The sequence below is a fragment of the Streptomyces sp. NPDC058221 genome, assembly GCF_042882365.1.
Taxonomy (GTDB): Bacteria; Actinomycetota; Actinomycetes; order Streptomycetales; family Streptomycetaceae; genus Streptomyces.
This window is the reverse complement of sequence record NZ_JBHVWF010000051.1, coordinates 1-17,556: the sequence shown is the minus strand read 5'-3', so window position 1 is coordinate 17,556 and position 17,556 is coordinate 1. Positions and strand designations below refer to the sequence as shown.

Annotated in this window: 15 protein-coding genes; 7 read left to right on the top strand and 8 right to left on the bottom strand. The window is 74.1% G+C overall.

What is annotated here, in order from left to right:
- The first annotated feature begins 74 nt into the window (after nt 1-74).
- Complete coding sequence (treY, locus tag ACFVW8_RS18180) at nt 75-2,468, top strand: malto-oligosyltrehalose synthase (RefSeq protein WP_389691062.1); 2,394 nt, start codon at nt 75-77, stop codon at nt 2,466-2,468.
- Here treY and ACFVW8_RS18175 read toward each other — a convergent pair.
- Nucleotides 2,428-3,450 (bottom strand): cytochrome P450, encoded by a 1,023-nt coding sequence (locus ACFVW8_RS18175; RefSeq protein ID WP_389691060.1) that lies wholly within the window; start codon nt 3,448-3,450, stop codon nt 2,428-2,430. The two genes, treY and ACFVW8_RS18175, sit on opposite strands and share 41 nt — an antisense overlap.
- A gap of 142 nt (nt 3,451-3,592) precedes the next feature.
- Complete coding sequence (locus ACFVW8_RS18170; protein WP_389691058.1) at nt 3,593-4,480, bottom strand: LysR family transcriptional regulator; 888 nt, start codon at nt 4,478-4,480, stop codon at nt 3,593-3,595.
- Nucleotides 4,481-4,598: 118 nt separating this feature from the next.
- Here ACFVW8_RS18170 and lpdA point away from each other — a divergent pair, with 118 nt between their 5' ends.
- Nucleotides 4,599-6,020, top strand: a complete 1,422-nt coding sequence (gene lpdA / locus ACFVW8_RS18165; RefSeq protein ID WP_389691056.1) for a dihydrolipoyl dehydrogenase — start codon at nt 4,599-4,601, stop codon at nt 6,018-6,020.
- A gap of 12 nt (nt 6,021-6,032) precedes the next feature.
- Here the strand turns inward: lpdA and ACFVW8_RS18160 are convergent, their stop codons facing one another.
- Nucleotides 6,033-6,599: an FHA domain-containing protein gene (locus ACFVW8_RS18160; RefSeq protein ID WP_389691054.1), complete on the bottom strand. Its 567-nt coding sequence runs from the start codon at nt 6,597-6,599 to the stop codon at nt 6,033-6,035.
- Between the two features lie 197 nt (nt 6,600-6,796).
- Between ACFVW8_RS18160 and ACFVW8_RS18155 the strand changes: the two genes are divergently transcribed.
- Nucleotides 6,797-7,750 carry a GNAT family N-acetyltransferase gene (locus tag ACFVW8_RS18155; RefSeq protein WP_389691052.1) on the top strand — a complete coding sequence of 318 codons (954 nt, stop codon included), beginning with the start codon at nt 6,797-6,799 and terminating at the stop codon, nt 7,748-7,750.
- 34 nt (nt 7,751-7,784) lie between these two features.
- Here the strand turns inward: ACFVW8_RS18155 and ACFVW8_RS18150 are convergent, their stop codons facing one another.
- Complete coding sequence (locus tag ACFVW8_RS18150) at nt 7,785-9,158, bottom strand: GH1 family beta-glucosidase (protein ID WP_389691050.1); 1,374 nt, start codon at nt 9,156-9,158, stop codon at nt 7,785-7,787.
- Nucleotides 9,159-9,323: 165 nt separating this feature from the next.
- On the opposite strand from ACFVW8_RS18150, the gene treZ reads away from it, so the two are divergent.
- A complete protein-coding gene (gene treZ / locus ACFVW8_RS18145; RefSeq protein WP_389691048.1) occupies nt 9,324-11,084 on the top strand; it encodes a malto-oligosyltrehalose trehalohydrolase in 1,761 nt (586 codons plus the stop codon).
- Nucleotides 11,085-11,119: 35 nt separating this feature from the next.
- On the opposite strand, the gene ACFVW8_RS18140 is transcribed toward treZ, so the two are convergent.
- Together ACFVW8_RS18140 and ACFVW8_RS18135 are read right to left on the bottom strand one after the other, a co-directional pair.
- Complete coding sequence (locus tag ACFVW8_RS18140; protein ID WP_389691046.1) at nt 11,120-12,250, bottom strand: M24 family metallopeptidase; 1,131 nt, start codon at nt 12,248-12,250, stop codon at nt 11,120-11,122.
- Between the two features lie 113 nt (nt 12,251-12,363).
- The gene (locus ACFVW8_RS18135) at nt 12,364-13,005 is read right to left on the bottom strand and encodes a nucleoside/nucleotide kinase family protein (protein ID WP_389691044.1); all 642 of its coding nucleotides are present in this window, start codon (nt 13,003-13,005) and stop codon (nt 12,364-12,366) included.
- A 73-nt stretch (nt 13,006-13,078) separates the two neighbouring features.
- Here ACFVW8_RS18135 and ACFVW8_RS18130 point away from each other — a divergent pair, with 73 nt between their 5' ends.
- Nucleotides 13,079-13,465: a VOC family protein gene (locus ACFVW8_RS18130; protein ID WP_389691120.1), complete on the top strand. Its 387-nt coding sequence runs from the start codon at nt 13,079-13,081 to the stop codon at nt 13,463-13,465.
- A gap of 10 nt (nt 13,466-13,475) precedes the next feature.
- Here the strand turns inward: ACFVW8_RS18130 and ACFVW8_RS18125 are convergent, their stop codons facing one another.
- Complete coding sequence (locus tag ACFVW8_RS18125) at nt 13,476-14,135, bottom strand: LuxR C-terminal-related transcriptional regulator (protein WP_389691042.1); 660 nt, start codon at nt 14,133-14,135, stop codon at nt 13,476-13,478.
- Entirely contained in the window at nt 14,123-15,352 is a 1,230-nt protein-coding gene (locus tag ACFVW8_RS18120; RefSeq protein ID WP_389691040.1) for a sensor histidine kinase, read from the bottom strand. Before ACFVW8_RS18120 ends, ACFVW8_RS18125 begins: the two co-directional genes overlap by 13 nt.
- 168 nt (nt 15,353-15,520) lie before the next feature.
- Here ACFVW8_RS18120 and ACFVW8_RS18115 point away from each other — a divergent pair, with 168 nt between their 5' ends.
- Nucleotides 15,521-16,231 carry an ABC transporter ATP-binding protein gene (locus tag ACFVW8_RS18115; protein WP_389691038.1) on the top strand — a complete coding sequence of 237 codons (711 nt, stop codon included), beginning with the start codon at nt 15,521-15,523 and terminating at the stop codon, nt 16,229-16,231.
- On the top strand, nt 16,228-17,556 hold a 1,329-nt coding region (locus ACFVW8_RS18110; protein WP_389691036.1), incomplete at its 3' end, for an ABC transporter permease. The genes ACFVW8_RS18115 and ACFVW8_RS18110, both read left to right, overlap by 4 nt.

Here is a 17,556-nt window from a genome sequence, read left to right as displayed (position 1 = left end):
TACGGGGCCGCCGGTCGAGCCCTTGTGTGCGACGGGGTGACACAGGCGGCCCGGATCTGGGTACGAACGTCCCCATGACGCCATCCGCCACGTACCGGCTCCAGCTCCAGCCGGACTTCCCGTTCTCGGCCGCCGAGGACGCCGTGCCGTACCTCGCCACGCTCGGCGTCTCCCATCTGCATCTGTCCCCGGTCCTCGAAGCCGTGCCCGGCTCGCGGCACGGCTACGACGTCGTCGACCACGGCCGGGTACGCGCCGAGCTGGGCGGCGAGGACGGGCTGCGGCGGCTCGCCCGGACCGCCCGGGAGCACGGACTCGGGATCATCCTGGACATCGTGCCCAACCACATGGCGGCCGACCCCCGGCACAATCACGCCCTGTGGGAGGTCCTTCGCGAGGGGCCGGGCTCCCGCTACGCCGGCTGGTTCGACATCGACTGGGCGGCGGGCGACGGAAAGATCCTGCTGCCGGTGCTCGGCGGACGGCTCGGCGACGAGATCGGCGGGCTCCGCGTCGACGGAGACGTGCTGCGCCACGGCGAGCAGGAGTTCCCCCTCCGCGCCGGCACCGCGGGGCTCGGCCTGCCCGAGCTGCTGGACGCCCAGCACTACCGGCTCGGCTGGTGGCGGCTGGCCCGGACCGAGCTGAACTACCGGCGGTTCTTCACCATCTCGGAGCTGATCGGGCTGCGGGTGGAGGACCCGGAGGTCTTCGCCGCCACCCACGCCAAGATCCTCGAACTGCTCCGGGACGGGACCGTCGACGGCCTGCGGATCGACCATCCCGACGGACTCGCCGACCCGGCCGCCTATCTGGAGCGGCTCTCCGCGGCGAGCGGCGGTGCCTGGACGGTGGTGGAGAAGATCCTCACAGGCCCCGAGCCGCTGCCGGCCGGCTGGGCCGTGGCCGGGACGACCGGGTACGACGCGCTGCACCGGATCGACGGCCTCTTCGCCGACCCGGTGGGCGCCGCCGAACTGCTCGGCCACTACCGCGAGTCCGCCTCCCCGGCCGGCGACCGGGGAGGCTACTGGACGGCGACCGTGCGCCGGGCGGCATACCGCGTCGTCACCCATGAGCTGGCCGCCGAGACCGCACTGCTGACCCGGCTCGCGTCACGCGTCTGCGCCGGGGACCCCGCGCTGCGCGACCACGCCCCGTGGGCGCTGCACACCGCGGTGCGCGAACTGCTGGTCCGGGTGCCGGTCTACCGGCCGTACGTGACGGCCGGCGGCCCCTGCACGGAGTCGGCCGAGGCGGCGCTCGACGCGTCGGCGGTGAGCGATGCCAAGGCGGCGTTCGCCGTGCGGGAGGAGGCGTCCGCCGTCGATGTGGTGCGCGACCTGGCGCTGGGGCGGCTCGGCGAGGGTGGCGACCGGGCCGCGTTCTGCGCCCGGTTCGCGCAGACGGCCTCCGCGCTGCGGGCCAAGTCGGTCGAGGACACCGCGTACTACCGGTACGTGCCGCTGGTCTCGGCCAACGAGGTGGGCGGCGATCCGGGCAGGCCGGCGGTGGCGCCGGAGGAATTCCATGCGTTCTGCACCCGGCTGGCACGGGACTGGCCCGCCACCGGCACGGCGCTGACCACGCACGACACCAAGCGCAGCGCCGATGTCCGGGCCGCAGTCGCGGTGCTCTCGCAGTGCCCGCGGCAGTGGTCGCAGCTGGTGACGGAGCTGGCCCGGAAGGCCCCGGCCGCCCCCGACCCGCAGCTGGCCTGGCAGGCGTGGCAGACCGCGTTCGGCTGTGTGGGGTTCCCGGCCGGGGAGCAGGCGGCGCGGCTGGAGCCCGCGCTGCTGAAGGCGGTGCGGGAGTCGGGGCTCTTCACCAGCTGGACCGAACCGGATCCGGTGTACGAGCGGGCGATGTCGGACTTCGTGGCCGCCGGTCCGGCCGCCGGGACCGGTCCGGTCCGGGCGCTCCTGGACGGGTTCGCGGCCGGGCTCGCCCCGCATGTGCGGGCCAATGTGCTCGGCGCTGCGCTGGTGCATCTGACGATGCCCGGGGTGCCGGATCTCTACCAGGGCACCGAGCGCGAGTACCTGGCGCTGGTCGACCCGGACAACCGGCGGCCGTTCGGCCGGCCCGCCGCCGGCGCGCCCGCCTCCGAGAAGGAGGCGCTCACGGTGGCGGCGCTGCGGCTGCGGCGCGAGCGCCCCGGAGTGTTCGGCGAGTCGGGCACGTATACCCCGCTGGCGGCCTCCGGTCCGGCGGCCGGGCACTGTCTGGCCTTCTGCCGTTCGGGCGAGGCGGTCACAGCGGTGACCCGGCTGTCGCTGCGGCTGGCGGATGAGGGCGGCTGGCGCGGGACGGAGCTGGCACTGCCGGACGACGGGGTGTGGCGGGATCTGCTGACACCGGGCCGGGAGTTCTCCGGGGGCACGGTGGCGGTGGCCGAGCTGTTCGCGGAGCGGCCGGTGGCGCTGCTCAGCCGGGCCGTACCAGCAGGGAGCGCGGGCCCCGGGTGAGCAGGCCGGTGGCGGCGGGCCTGAATCCGTCGGCCCAGCGGAGCCGGGGCATCGCGTCCAGCAGGGCGCGCAGACCCTGTTCCGCCTCCAGCCGCCCGAGCACCACGGCCGGGCAGCCCGCCGGGCCTGTGGTGGTGCGGTCCTGGTCGCGGCGGAAGGGGTCGAACAGGTCGGGTACGGCGAACCGTTCCGGATCCCGGCCCGCCGCGCCGATCAGGCAGGCGACGGGGGCGCGGGCCGGCAGGGTGCCACCGCTGAGGGTGACGTCGGTGAGGGTGCGCCGCAGCACCACCTGGACGGGCGGGTCGCGGCGCAGTGACTCCGTCCAGGCCCGGCCGGCGAGTGCCGGTTCGACGCGCAGGGCGGCCAGCAGGTCGGGGTCGTCCAGGAGGTTGGCCAGGAACGAGGCGAGCGCCGTCTCGCGCAGACCGGTGTGCCGGGTGCAGGGCCCCTCGTCGGCCTGCGTGGAGTTCCCCGTGCCTGTCCGGTAGGGGCCGGTGCCGGCGGGCAGCCAGTGGCAGAACTCCTCGACGAGATCGGCCTGCCGGCGTCCGGCGATGCGCCGGGCCAGCACATAGGCGGTCCGCTCGACGCGTTCGGCCAGATGACGGGGCACGGAGCCGGTCACCACCGCGTACCGGTCGCGCGGCAGGCAGCGGGCGTTGCCGTGGCAGAGGCCGAGGGGCGCGGGGCCGCCGCGGGGCGCACCGTCGTGCGGGAAGCCGGTGAACGCCGGTCCGGTGAGCGCGGTGGCCACGTCGTCGTACCGGCTGATCAGCCAGGCGCCCAGCGGGGCGTCGTAGCTGAGCGGGTACTTCTCGCGGAGCACCCGGTAGAGCCGGTACGGGTCACGGGCCGCGCCGGGGGCGAGGAGGCTCGGGCCGCCGGGGCGGGCCGTCCGGCGGTACCGTGCCGGGGCTGCGGCGCGCTGGTCGGGCAGGGGGGCCGGGGCGGGTATGTCTCCGGGGGCGTCGGGCTGCATCCGTACCCCCGGGTGGTCGGTGCGCCGGTGTGCGGCGCGGTCCCCCTCAGGGGATCACCGGCGCGGGCCCGGCGCAGTCGGCGCGCGGCCGTCCGGGTGACACGGTGCCCGGCCGCGGACGGCGCCTGCGGCCCCGGCCCGGTCACCGGCCCGGTGGCCAGGACGCGTCCAGGAGTTCGGTGAACGCGGCTGCCGCACCGGTCAGTTCCACCCGGGAGAAGACCGCGAGCGGGCGGGCCCACGGCGGGTCGACGGTGAGCACCGCGCAGTCCTCGCCGACGGCTCCCCGCACGACGTGCGCGGGCGCGGTCGCGATCCCGACCCCGGCCGCCGCCATCCGGACCGCGGTCGAGGTGTGCTCGGTCCGCACCGCCGTACGGGGGACGAAACCGGCTTCGGCACAGGCCCAGTCCAGGAACGGCCGGCCGTGCACGACGGCCTCCATCGCGCATCGCACCCAGGGGCGGTCGGCGAGCTCGTGGAGGCGGACGGAGGTGCGTCCGGCGAGCCGGTCGTCGAACGGGACGACCAGGACGATCTCCTCCTCGCCGATCGGGACGACCGGTCCCGGCCAGTCCGCGGGCGGCGGGCCGACGGCGAGGTCGGCGGTGCCGCGCTCGATCTGTTCCTCCAGGGCGCCCGTGGTGGCGTACTCGTGCAGCACGAGGCCGACCCCGGGGTGCGCGGAGCGCCAGCGGGCGAAGACATCGGGGAGGATGCCGACGGCGATCGCGTGCACGGTGGCGATGTGCAGTTCGCCGCCCTCCGCGCCCGCCGCCGCCCGCGCGGCGCGCCGGGCCTGGGCGGCGCTGCGCACGGACCGTTCGGCGTGCGGCAGGAAGGCCCGGCCCATCGGGGTCAGCCGCACGCCGCGCGGCAGCCGTTCGAGCAGGGCGCCACCGACGGTCCGCTCCAGGACCTTGATCTGGTGGGACAGCGCCGGCTGGGTGACATGGAGCAGCTCGGCGGCCCGGGTGAAGGAGGACTCCTCGACGACGGTGAGGAAGTACTCCATCTGTCGCAGACTCATCGCGCCGCCCCTCCCCCTTCGCCCGGGCATGAGCGGTGTGAGACATAAACGCTGTGCATCGGACCCACATAAACATTGCCTTGGACTCATGACAAGGGCCGGGCGGAGGGTGGGAGGCATGACACAGACGGAGAAGGTGACCGACACCGATGTGCTGGTGATCGGCGGGGGAACGGGCGGCTACTCGACGGCGCTGCGGGCCGCGGGGCTCGGTCTGCGCGTGCTCCTCGTGGAACGCGACAAGGTGGGCGGCACCTGTCTGCACCGGGGCTGCATCCCCAGCAAGGCGATGCTGCACGCCGCCGAGCTCGTCGACGGCATCGCGGAGGCGCGTGAGCGCTGGGGGATAAAGGCGAATCTGGAGTCGGTGGACTGGCCGGCGCTGGTCGCGACCCGGGACGACATCGTGGACCGCAACCATCGCGGGGTGGTCGGACATCTCACGCACGCCGCAGTCGAAGTGGTGCACGGCAGCGCGGAGTTGACGGGCCCGCGCAGCGCCCGGATCAGCGGGTACGGGGAGGTCACCGCCCGGCGCGGCATCGTGCTCGCCACCGGGTCGCGGCCGCGCATGCTGCCGGGCCTGGTGGCCGACGGGCGGCGGGTGGTGACCAGTGACGACGCACTGTTCGCCCCGGGGCTGCCGGAGTCGGTACTGGTGCTGGGCGGTGGGGCGATCGGGGTGGAGTACGCCTCGCTGCACCGGTCGATGGGCGCGCGGGTCACCCTGGTGGAGGCCGCCGACCGGCTCGTACCGCTGGAGGACGTGGATGTGTCCCGGCATCTGACCCGTGGGCTGAAGAAGCGCGGCATCGACGTGCGGGCGGGTGCGCGGCTACTGGAGACGGTGGTGCTCGACGACGGAGTGCGTGCCACCGTCCGTACGCCGCGCGGCGAGACGGTCACGGTGGAGGCCGAGCGGCTGCTCGTCGCGGTGGGCCGCGCCCCGGTGACGGACGGTCTGGGGCTCGCCGCGGCCGGGCTGGCCACCGACGGGCGCGGTCATGTCGCGCCGGCGGACTGGGACCGGCTGGAGACCGTCGTGCCGGGCGTCCACGTGGTGGGCGACCTGCTGCCGCCGCCGTCGCTCGGCCTGGCCCACGCGTCCTTCGCCGAAGGCCTGTTGGTGGCCGAGACGCTGGCGGGGCTGCGTACGGCACCGGTGGACTACGCCGCGGTGCCCCGGGTGACGTACTCCGCCCCGCAGACCGCTTCGGTGGGGCTCTCCGAGGCACAGGCCCGGGACGCCGGGCACGACGTCGTGGTCAACACGATGCCGCTGAGCGCGGTAGCCAAGGGCATGGTGCACGGGCAGGGCGGCATGGTGAAGGTGGTCGCGGAGCGGAGCGGCCGGGTCCTCGGCGTCCATCTCGTGGGGCCGAACGTCTCGGAGATGATCGCCGAGAGCCAGCTGATCGTCGGCTGGGACGCCGAACCGTCCGATGTCGCCCACCACATCCACGCCCACCCGACACTCTCGGAGGCGGTCGGCGAGGCCTTCCTCACCCTGGCGGGCCGGGGACTGCACCAGCAGGCGTGAGGGACTCCGTCGTCACGCGGGCGGTCTGAGTGCCGGCGCGGAGAGCCGGAAGGTCATCCTGCCGAAGCTCACCTGGTCCCCCTCACGCACCGAGACCGTCCCGGTGACGCGCTGTCCGTTGACACAGGTGCCGTTGGTCGAGCCGAGGTCGCGCAGCAGCCACCGGCCGCCGTGCGCGGTGAGTTCGGCGTGCATCCGGGACACGGTCTCGTGGCTGAGGCGCAGCCCGTTGCCCGGATCCCGGCCGATGAGCAGGGGGCGCGGGCTCGGCGCAGGCAGCAGCAGCTTCGGCAGCCTCTCGGCCCGCCAGGCCCTGCGCACCCGCTCGGGGAAGCCGGAGACCCCGCCCACGGCCCGGATCAGCTGCCGCGACCAGCGGCCCCCGTTGTCCAGGTCGGCGGTGAGCGCCTCCAGCTCCTCGGAGCGGTTCGCGGTCAGGGCCAGCTCCATGCGCCGCATGAAGGTGTCGTGGGAGAGCTTTCCCTGCGCCGCCCCTTCTCTGAGCACACCGAGAACACGGTCGCGCTGGGCGTCGGACAGCCGCGCGGGACAGGTGTGGAACTCGAAGGAGGACGTCACACAACCAATTGTCGGGCCGATCGCCCCAAGGTGTCCAGAACGGCCGCTCTTTCCGCGCTCCTGACCTGCGCGGGCCGCCCCGCGGCGCACGCCTCCACCGGGAAATACGGGGGCGTCCGGAAGCGGACGTTGCTACTGTCTGCGGCCGTGCCGCCCCGGCGACCGCCGGGCGCGAGCGCGTACCTCCAGGAGACTTTGTGCCCGTTGCACCAAACGAACTGACCGTCCGTCCGCTCGCCGGACCGCAGGAGCTGGGACTCTTCCGGCAACTGTCCTACGTCCTCGACCACGAGCTGGCGGACGACCTCGCCTCCGGCCGCCGGCGCCCGGAGTGGATGTGGGTGGCGCTTCGGGGCGAGCGGGTGGTGGCACGGATCGCGTGGTGGAGCCAGGACGGCAGTGCGCCGCTCCTCCTCGACTTCTTCGACCTCGACGACACCCTGCCCGGGCCCGAGCGCGACGAAGTGGGTCTGCGGCTGCTGGAGACGGCGAGCGCCGCGGTCGTGCCGGCGGGTGGCCCGCGGCCCGAGTACGGGCGGTACGTGCCGCCGGACTGGCGCGAGGACCCGGTGGTCCGCGATGGCGTCGAGGCCAGGATCCGGGTCATGGAGCGCACGGGTGCCCGGATGCTCGTCGAGCGGCTGCGCCTGGAGTGGCGTGCGGGGACGCCGGTGCCCGCCGACGGCGGCCGGCTGCGCTTCCGCCCGGTCGCCGGCCGCGAGGACCTCCTCGCACTGATGACGCCGGTGATGGAGGGCACCCTCGACGGCCACGGACAGCAGGACCTGGCCACAGGGCTTTCGCCGCTGCAGGCCGCGGAGAAGCAGTACGACGAGGAGCTGGCCAACTACCGCACCCCGCAGGAGTGGTGGCGCGTCGCCGAACTCCCCGGCGGTGAGCCGGTCGGCTTCGTGATCCCGGCCCGCAACAGCTACAACCCGATCATCGCGTACATCGGGGTGCTCCCCGCGCAGCGCGGTCACGGCTACATCGACGAGCTCCTCGCGGAGGGCACCCGGGTGCTCGCCGGCCAGGACGGGGTGGAGCGGATCCGGGCCTCGACGGACGTCGGCAACGTGCCGATGGCGAACTCCTTCGAGCGTCTGGGGTACGTCACCTTCGAGCGCTCCTTCGACATGGTGTGGGACTGACGGCACCGGCGCCGCACGGGGCCGCCCGGACCCTCTATGGGCTGTCCGGCGTGCCGGCGCTCTGCCGCTTCTGCTCCCTGATCACGTCGCGGTACCAGGCGTAGGAGTCCTTCGGGGTGCGGCGCAGGGTCTCGTAGTCGATGTGGACCAGGCCGAAGCGCTTGCTGACGCCCTCGGTCCACTCGATGTTGTCGGTGAGCGACCAGGTGAAGTAGCCGCGTACGTCCACGCCCGCGTCCATGGCCTCCCGCAGCGCCCCGAGGTGGCCTTCGAGGAAGGCGATCCGGCGGGTGTCGGCGGTGGGTTCGTCGACGGCGCAGCCGTTCTCGGTGATGTACAGCGGCGGGAGCCGGTCGCCGTAGCGGCCGAGCAGCCCGACAAGCGTCTCGCGCAGTCCGTCCGGGACGACCGGCCAGCCGAAGTCGGTCTTCTCGTAGCCTTCGATCTCGCGTATCCCGAAGGGCAGTCCGGCCGGCATGCCGAAGCCGGCGAAGGTGTCGAGGGCGTCGGCCCTGGGCGCGCCCACGAGCGTGGGGTTGTAGTAGTTGACCCCGTACCAGTCGAGCGGGGCGGAGATGGTCCGCAGGTCGTCCTCGACGGGCCCCGGCATCAGAGCGGCGAAGTTCTCGTCGGGGTAGCGGCCGGTGAGGAGCGGGTCGGCGAAGAGCCGGTTGGTGAGTGTGTCGTACAGCTCCGCGGCGAAGCGGTCCTCTTCGGACTCCCCCGCGGTCCAGACCGGGGTGTGCGAGACGGCGATGCCGATGTTGCCGGCTCCCGCGGCCCGCAGGGCGCGTACGGCCAGGCCGTGGGCGAGCAGTTGGTGGTGGGCCGCCGGCAGCGCGTCGAAGAGGAGGGCGCGCCCGGGGGCGTGCTCGCCGAGTGCGTAGCCGAGCAGGGTCACTTCGGCGGGTTCGTTGACGGTGATCCACATGGGTACGCGGTCGGCGAGCCGTTCGGCGACGATGCCCGCGTACTCGGCGAAGCGGTAGGCCGTGTCCCGGTTGAGCCACCCGCCCGCCTCGTCCAGCGGCAGCGGGGTGTCCCAGTGGTAGAGGGTGGGGGCCGGGGTGATGCCCCGGGCGCAGAGCTCGTCGACGAGGCGGTCGTAGAAGTCGAGCCCCTGCGGATTGACCGGCCCGCTGCCGCCCGGGACGACGCGCGGCCAGCTCACCGAGAACCGGAAGGCGTCGGCGCCGAGGCCGGCGAGCAAGGCGACGTCCTCGCGGTAGTGCCGGTGGAAGCCGGTGCCGCGGCCGGTGTCGGTGCCGTCCTTGATCCGTCCGGGCTGCGCGGCGAACGCGTCCCAGCCGGAGGGCCCCTTGCCGTCGGTGTCGGCGGCGCCCTCGGTCTGGAAGGCGGAGGCGGAGGCTCCCCAGAGGAAACCGGGCGGGAACGTCGGCACAGTCATCTCGGCCTCCACAGCCGTAAGAGGGAGTGCGTATGGCAGAACCTGGCAGGGCAGTGATCAGGACCAGACCTTAATGGTCAGTAATGGGCTCGATCCAGTGTCGTGGGCCGGTGATCGCACCTTCTGCCGATCATGGGCCGGTATACGGAGACGAGGGAGCGCTGCATGTTGTTCGAGGTGTGGGCACCGGACGCGGAGTCTGCCGCGCTGCGGCTGGCGGGCGAACTGCGGGCCATGGAGCGCGATCCCCTGCGGGCGGGCTGGTGGACGGCCGAGGCGCAGGCAGCGGACGGTGACCGCTACGGCTTCGCGCTCGACGGGGGGCCGGTGCGCCCCGACCCCCGCTCGCGCCGCCAGCCGGACGGGCCGGACGGCGAGAGCGCCGTCGTCGACCACTCCGCGTACGCATGGCACAGCGGATGGGCCGGGCGCGGGCTGCCGGGCGCCGTCCTGTACGAGCTGCACATCGGTACGTACACCGCCGAGGGCACCTTCGACGCGGCGGCCGCGCGGCTCGGGCATCTCGTCGAGCTGGGCATCACGCATGTCTCGCTGATGCCGGTCTGCCCCTTCCCCGGAGTCAACGGCTGGGGGTACGAGGGGGTGTCACTGTGGGCCGTGCACGAGCCGTACGGCGGCCCCGAGGGCCTGAAGCGATTTGTCGACACGGCGCACGGACTGGGTCTTGCCGTCGTCCTGGACGTGGTCCACAACCACCTGGGACCGTCCGGCAACTACCTCCCCGCCTTCGGCCCGTACTTCACCGAGACGCATCACACGCCGTGGGGCGCGGCGGTCAATCTGGACGCCCCGGGCTCCGACGAGGTGCGGGCGTTCCTGCTGGGCAGCGCGCTCGCCTGGCTGCGCGACTACCGGCTGGACGGTCTGCGGCTCGACGCGGTCCACGCCCTGGCCGACACCCGGGCGCTGACGTTCCTGGAGGAGCTGTCCGCGGCGGCCGACGCGCTCAGCGCCGAACTGGGCCGCCCGCTGCCGCTGATCGCGGAGTCCGACCTCTGCGACCCTCGGACGACGACACCCCGCGAGTCCGGCGGCACCGGCCTGCACGCGCAGTGGAACGACGACTTCCACCACGGTCTGCACACCGCCCTGACCGGCGAGGCCCAGGGCTACTACGCGGACTTCGCCGTCGCCCCGCTGGCCGCGCTCGCCAAGACGATGACGAGCGCCTTCTTCCACAACGGCACGTACTCCGCCTTCCGCGGCCGCACGCACGGCCGCCCCGTGGACGTCACCCGCTCCGCCGCCCACCGCTTCGTCGGCTACGCACAGACCCACGACCAGATCGGCAACCGGGCACTCGGCGACCGGCTCGCCGCCTCCCTCTCCCCCGGGCTGCTGGCCTGCGCGGCAGCGCTCGTACTGACCGGGCCTTTCACACCGATGCTGTTCATGGGCGAGGAGTGGGGCGCCCGTACACCCTGGCAGTTCTTCACCGACCACACCGACCCGGAGCTCGCCGAGGCGGTGCGCAACGGCAGACGCCGGGAGTTCGGCGCGCACGGCTGGGCCGAGGAGGACATCCCGGACCCGCAGGACCCGGCCACCCGGGACCGCTCCTGCCTGGACTGGAGCGAACCGGAACAGGAGCCGCACGCCCGGCTGCACGCCTGGTACCGCGAGCTGATCGCGCTGCGCCGTGCCATGCCCGATCTCTGCGACCCGGATCTGGCGACGGTGAAACCGGCCTACGACGACGAGGCCCGCTGGCTCGCCTTCCGCAGGGGCGATCTGCGGATCGCGGTCAACCTCCACGAGAAGCCGGCCACCATCCCGCTCGGCGGTGGCCGGAACCGGAGCGGCGGGGGCAGGGTGCTGGCCGCCTGGCAGCCGGTCGAGGCACCCGGTGCGGACGGCGTGCTGCACCTTCCGCCGGAGTCGTGCGTGGTGCTGGCCGACGACTGAACCGCGGCGGGGCCCGGCCGCGCCCACTCCGGCGGCTACTCGACGATCGCCAACTCGCGGGCGGTGGCGTTGAGGCGTCGGCCGCCGTCCTCGGTGACGGTCACGATGTCCTCGATCCGGACACCGAACCGGCCGGGCAGATAGACGCCGGGCTCCACGGAGAAGCACATGCCGGGGACGAGCGGCTGCTCCTCGCCCTCGATCATGTACGGGGGCTCGTGGGTGGTGACGCCGATGCCGTGGCCGGTGCGGTGGATGAAGCGTTCGCCGTAGCCGAACCCGGTGATGACGGCGCGGGCGGCCCGGTCGATCTCCTGGCAGGCGGCACCGGGACGCACCGCGTCGCAGCCGGCCGCCTGGGCCTCCCGCACGATGTCGTGGACCCGCTGCTCCTCGGCCGTGGGTTCGCCGACGTGGACCGTGCGCGAGGTGTCGGAGCCGTAGCCGTGCTTGAGGCCGCCGAAGTCGAGCACGACCATGTCGCCGCGCCCGATGGTGCGCTCGCCTGCCTCGTGGTGCGGGTTGGCGCCGTTCGGCCCGGAGCCGACCACGGTGAAGTCGACCTGGGAGTGCCCGTACTCGGTGAGCAGCCGGGCCAGATCGGCGGCGACGTCGGTCTCCTTGCGGCCGGAGAACCGGACCTTCAGGATCTCCTCGTACGTGGCGTCGGCGGCGGCCCCGGCCGCGGCGATCCGGTCCAGCTCAGGAGCGTCCTTCACGGCGCGCAGCATCGGCAGCGCCTCGGTGAGGGAGGCGTACGAGGTGCCGGGCAGCTGCTGCTGGAGGCTGAGCAGATGCAGCGCCCAGGCGTTGTCGCTGATCGCGAACCTGCCCCGTGCGTCGAGCAGCGGCGCCGTGGCGGCGTACGGGTCCTTGCCGTCCGTCCAGTCCCGCAGGGTCAGGGCGGGTGCGCCGACGGCCTTCTCCGCGTCCGGGGCCTCCAGGGCCGGCACGACCAGGACCGGGTCCTGGCCGGCCGCGAGGACGAGGAGGGTGAGGCGTTCGGTGGCCGCAGGGGGCTGGTACCCCGTCAGGTGGACCATGTCGGGGCCCGGCGCGACCAGCACTCCCGCCAGTCCTGCTGCGGCGGCGCTCTCGGCGGCACGCGTCATCCGGGCCCGGTAGTCGTCGGCGGTGAACGGCACGGGCTGGTTCGGGCTGGACATGCGGGACCTCCTGGGGCCTGTCGTCGAACTGCCGTCTGCCGCGCGGCGCCAGGCCCTGGCGGCACGGAACGGCTCCCTGCATCCTGCCCGTCCGGACGGGCGCACGCGAGCGGTCAGGAGCGCGCGCCGCTTCCGAGCCGCACGACGAGGTCGGCCAGGTCGCGGCCCCGGTCGACGAGGTGTGCGTTCGACTCGTCGGACCCGGCGACCCAGCGCTCCGCGTCGGCGCGCGGCTTGCCGAACCGCACATGCCGGTCGACGAGCCTGCGGACCCGTACGTCCCGGTCGAGCTCCAGGAACCACACCTCGTCGAGCAGCCCGCGCACCGGCGCCCAGCCGTCCTGTGCGTGCAGCAGGTAGTTGCCCTCGGTGATGACCAGCGCCACGTCCGGCGCCACCGGGACGGAGCCGGCGACCGGTTCCTCCAGGGCCCGGTCGAACGCGGGGGCGTAGACGACGGTCCCCGGTTCGGGCGACCGCAGCCGCCGGAGCAGGGCGGCGTACCCGGCGGCGTCGAAGGTGTCGGGCGCGCCCTTGCGCGTGGCGCGGCCGAGCCGTTCCAGCTCGGCCCGGGCGAGGTGGAAACCGTCCATGGGGACCAGGGCGGCGAGCGGCCCGAGGGCGTCGGCCAGCTGTCCGGCCAGCGTGGACTTCCCGGCTCCCGGCGGTCCCGCGATGCCGAGGATGCGGCGCTTCCCGGTCAGGGCGAGCCGGCGCGCGCGGGCCGTCAGCCCGGTGAGGTCACTGGAGTCCATGCCGGATAGTGTCCCGCTGCGGGCCCGGTGCCGCGGGCCGCACCCCCTGCCCGCCCCGAGCAACGAGGACCCCATGCCGCACATCGCCCTGGTCACCCTGGTCGTCCGCGACTACGACGAGGCACTCGCCTTCTACACGGACGCCCTCGGCTTCGAGCTGGTGGAGGACACCGACCGGGGCGACGGATCCCGCTGGGTGGTGGTGCGGCCGCGCGGTACGCAGGGCACGGGGATGCTGCTGGCCCGCGCCAAGGACGAGGAGCAGGGAGCGAGCGTCGGTGCGCAGACCGGTGGCCGGGTCGGCTTCTTCCTGCACACCGAGGACTTCGCGGGCGACCACGCCCGGATGCTGGCGGCCGGGGTACGGTTCCTGGAGGAGCCCCGGCACGAGGTCTACGGATCGGTCGCGGTCTTCGAGGACCTGTACGGCAACCGCTGGGACCTGCTCCAGCCCGCGTGACCCGTGGCAGTCAGCGCCTCCCGTTGCCCTCCAGGTACGCGAGCACCGCGAGGACCCGGCGGTGGACCGTACCGTCGTCCGGTTCGAGGCCGAGCTTGGCGAAGATCGAGCCGATGTGCTTGCTCACCGCCCGTTCCGTGACGACGAGTTCGGCGGCGATGGTGCCGTTCGCCTTGCCCTGGGCCATCAGCTCCAGGACCTCCCGCTCGCGGGGCGTGAGGCTCAGCAGCGGCTGCGCCGAGGACTTGCGGGTCAGCAGCTGGCTCACCACCTCCGGGTCGAGCGCGGTGCCGCCGGCCGCCACCCGGTCGAGGGCCTCCAGGAACTGGTCGACCCGGCCCACCCGGTCCTTGAGCAGATAGCCGATGCCCTGCGCGCCCTGCGCGAGCAGTTCGGCGGCGTACATCTCCTCGACGTACTGGGAGAGGACCAGGATCGGCAGCTCGGGGAGTTCCCTGCGGGCGGCGACGGCGGCGCGCAGCCCCTCGTCGCGGAAGGTGGGCGGCAGCCGGACGTCGAGCACGGCGGCGTCCGGGCGGTGCTCCAGCAGGGCGGGCAGCACCTCGGGCCCGGCCGCGACGTCGGCCACCATCTCGTGTCCCGAGCTGGTGAGCAGCAGGATCAGGCCCTCCCGCAACAGGGCGTTGTCCTCGGCGATCACGATCCGCACGGCAGCTCCACTTCGATGTCGGTCGGCCCTCCGATGGGGCTGCTGATGCGGGTGGTGCCGTCCAGGGCGGCGATCCGCCGCCTGATCCCCACCAGCCCGCTGCCGGCACTTTCATCAGCGCCGCCGCGCCCATCGTCGCCGATGGACACGAGCAGTACGCCGGGGGCCCGGTCGATGCGTACGCGCGCGGCCGTCGCGCCGCTGTGCTTGCTGATGTTGGTGAGCGCCTCGGCGACCACGAAGTAGGCGGCGGCCTCGATCGCCGCGGGCAGCCGCCGCCCGTCCTCGACCCCGTCGAGTTCCACGGTGACCGGGATGCCCGCCCCGGCCGCCAGCGCCCGTACGGCTCCGGCCAGTCCACGGTCCGTCAGCACCGGCGGATGGATGCCCCGCACGACGTGCCGCAGCTCGGCGAGGGCCGCGTCGGCGCCGTCCTGGGCCTCGTCCAGGCGCTGCCGCGCGGCGGCCGGGTCCCGGTCCAGGAGCTGCTTGGCGAGGCCGACCCGCATCGACAGGGCGACGATCCTGGCCTGGGCGCCGTCGTGCAGATCCCGTTCGATGCGCCGGAGTTCGGCGCCGTGCGCCTCGACGGCTCCGGCCCGGCTCTCCGTCAGCTGCTCGATGCGCTCGGTGAGCTCGGCGGACGGCGAAGCGGTGAGCAGGGACCTGGTCCAGCTCGCCGACAGCTCGGCGAGCACGGGGTGCCAGCGCAGCACCCAGCCGCGACGCACGGGCGGCGGTGTGCCGTACTCGTCGGCCGTGCACCGGTCCAGCAGGTGCACGGCGGACAGCGCGATCCCGTCGACCAGCATCCCGACCGGCCACAGCACCATCGTCAGATAGCCGAGCCCGTTGCCGATGAGCGCCTGGACCGGCAGCCACACGGCCTCGCGCCGGACCGTCGGGTCGGTGAGCACCCGCCTGACGCGCTCGGACAGCTCGCCCCGGTCCAGCGGCAGATACGCCGTCGGGCGGAACGGGACACCGAGGTATGCCGCCGCCCTGCGCCGCTCGAACTCCGCGCACCGGTGCAGCACTTGTGCCGCCTCCGGCAGGGCGGGAAGCCCGATGATCACGACCGCGAGCAGCATGGCCGCCACCACCAGGAACGCGCCGACGTAGGCGAGCAGCGCCACCGGGATGCCGATGAGCAGGTACTGGGAGGCATGCCACGAACGCCGGACGGCCGCCGTCAGCGGAAGGGGAGTGCTGCTCATGCCGCACCACGTTACGGGCCCGGCGCCTCCGGTCCAGTGGTGCCGGCTCCCGGGCCGTGGTGGAGCAGGCTGCACCCCCGGCCCGGGAGTCCGCACCCTGGCCCCCCGCACACCCCCGCTCATAGCGTCTACGCAGGTCAGGAAGTACGGAAGAAGTGAGGGACCAGGGTGGACACAGTCACGGCAGTGCGCACGGCGGCGCTGGAGCTGGAGTCGGTGAGCCGGCGCCACGGGCGGCGCGGCAGCGGCCGGGAGACAGTCGCCCTGGACGAGGTGAGCTGCACGGTCGGGGCGGGGACCTTCACCGCCGTGGTCGGCCCGTCCGGATCCGGAAAGAGCACGTTCCTCCAGTGCGCGGCCGGGCTGGACCGTCCGTCGTCCGGCACGGTACGGATCGCGGGCACCGATCTCGGCGGGCTCTCCGAGGCCGCGCTGACCCGGCTGCGCCGGGACCGGATCGGCTTCGTCTTCCAGGCGCACGCCCTGAACCTGGTGCCCTCGCTGAGCATCGAGGAGAACGTGGTGCTGCCGCTGGTGCTGGCCGGCGCCGATCCCGGGGCCGCCGGGGTGCTGGGCCGCGGACGGCGGCTGCTGGACCGGGTCGGGCTGTCCGGCCGGGGCGGTGGCGGGCCGACGACCCTTTCCGGCGGTGAGCAGCAACGGGTCGCGGTGGCAAGGGCGTTGGTGACAGAACCGGATGTGGTCTTCGCTGACGAGCCGACCGCGTCGCTCGACCCGGAGTCGGCGGCGCTGGTACTCGGGCTGCTGCGGGACGCGGTACGGCTCGACGGCCGCACGGTCGTGATGGTCACCCATGATCCGGTGGCGGCGAGCTGGGCGGACACCGTGCTGACCATGGACGGCGGCCGGCTGCGATGAAGGGGACGAAGACACGGGACAGGGAGCCCCGTACCGGTGACGGGGCGGTCCGTGGCGCGGACGTACGGGCCGGGATGCGGCGGGCCTCGGCGTTTCTGGCCCGGCGTTCGCTGCGGACACACCGGCGGGCCTGGGCCGCGGTGTTCTCGGCGGGTGCGGCCGCGTCGGCACTGGTCGGGGCATTCGCCCTGGTGCTCGGCTCGCTGCTGCCGGCGCAGCCGCCGGTGGAGCGGTACTCAGGGGCCGCCGCGGTGGTGGTGGCCGATCAGCGGGTGACGTACACGGCGAAACCGTGGGGCAGCGAGCCGCAGACGGTCAGCGCCCATCTGCCGGAACGGGTGCGGCTCGACCGGTCCGTGGTCGCGCGGGTGGCGGCGGCCGACGGCGTCGCACGGGCGGTCGCGGACGATTCGGTTCCGGTGGTGGCGGGGCACGGGACATCGGCCGTGGGGCGCTCCTGGCCGGCTGCCGCGCTGACTCCGTACGAGCTGACCGCGGGACGCGCGCCGCACTCCGCCTCCGAGGTCGTCGTGGACTCCGCCCTGGCGGCCGTGAGCGGCGGGCCCGGTGGCCGGGTGACGCTTCAGGCCGGCGGGGCGGCGCGGCGGTACACGGTCACCGGGGTGGCCGGCACCGATCGCCGGGGCGGGGCACCCGCCGTCTTCTTCACCGGGGCCAGGCTCACCGAGCTGGCCGGGCACCCCGGCACGGTGGACGCGATCGGCGTCGTGGCCGGACGAGGTGTCTCCGCAGACGCGTTGCGCGCAGCGCTGGGTGCTGCCGTGGCCGGCCACGGCGGGGGCGAGCGCGGGGCTCGGGTGCTGACGGGCGCCGGGCGGGGCGAGGCCGAACAGCTCGACGCCCTCGGCGCACGCGGGGATCTGCTGTCGATGCTGGCTTCGGTCGCCGGGACGGCTCTCATGATCGCCCTGCTCGTGATCGCCACCACGCTCTCCCAGGCCGTCCACCAGCGGTCCGGCGAACTGGCACTGCTGCGGGCGGTCGGCGCGACTCCCCGGCAGCTCCGCTCGGCGGTCGGCCGCGAGGCGGGCCGGGTGACGGGCGCCGCCGCGCTGCTGGGTGCGGTCGGGTCCGTGCCACTGGGGCTGCTGATGCGGTCGCTGCTGACCACGGATCCGCTGCCGCTGCCCGTGCCCCTGTGGCTGCCGCTCGCGGCGGGTGCGGCGGGCGCGCTGGTCATCGCGCTCGCGGCCCGGCCGGTGGCACTGCTCGCGGCCCGCTCCATCACCCGGCTGCGGCCGGCCGCCGCCCTGAGCGCGGCCGGGGCGCCCGAGCCGGACGAGCCGGGGCGGGTGCGTACGGTC

Coding starts and splice junctions, on each gene's coding strand:
- ACFVW8_RS18170 (WP_389691058.1), bottom strand. CDS start 4,480: ATGAGTCTGCGACAGATGGAGTACTTCCTCACCGTCGTCGAGGAGTCC.
- ACFVW8_RS18120 (WP_389691040.1), bottom strand. CDS start 15,352: ATGAGCAGCACTCCCCTTCCGCTGACGGCGGCCGTCCGGCGTTCGTGG.
- lpdA (WP_389691056.1), top strand. CDS start 4,599: ATGACACAGACGGAGAAGGTGACCGACACCGATGTGCTGGTGATCGGC.
- ACFVW8_RS18135 (WP_389691044.1), bottom strand. CDS start 13,005: ATGGACTCCAGTGACCTCACCGGGCTGACGGCCCGCGCGCGCCGGCTC.
- ACFVW8_RS18175 (WP_389691060.1), bottom strand. CDS start 3,450: ATGCAGCCCGACGCCCCCGGAGACATACCCGCCCCGGCCCCCCTGCCC.
- treY (WP_389691062.1), top strand. CDS start 75: ATGACGCCATCCGCCACGTACCGGCTCCAGCTCCAGCCGGACTTCCCG.
- treZ (WP_389691048.1), top strand. CDS start 9,324: ATGTTGTTCGAGGTGTGGGCACCGGACGCGGAGTCTGCCGCGCTGCGG.
- ACFVW8_RS18140 (WP_389691046.1), bottom strand. CDS start 12,250: ATGTCCAGCCCGAACCAGCCCGTGCCGTTCACCGCCGACGACTACCGG.
- ACFVW8_RS18150 (WP_389691050.1), bottom strand. CDS start 9,158: ATGACTGTGCCGACGTTCCCGCCCGGTTTCCTCTGGGGAGCCTCCGCC.
- ACFVW8_RS18130 (WP_389691120.1), top strand. CDS start 13,079: ATGCCGCACATCGCCCTGGTCACCCTGGTCGTCCGCGACTACGACGAG.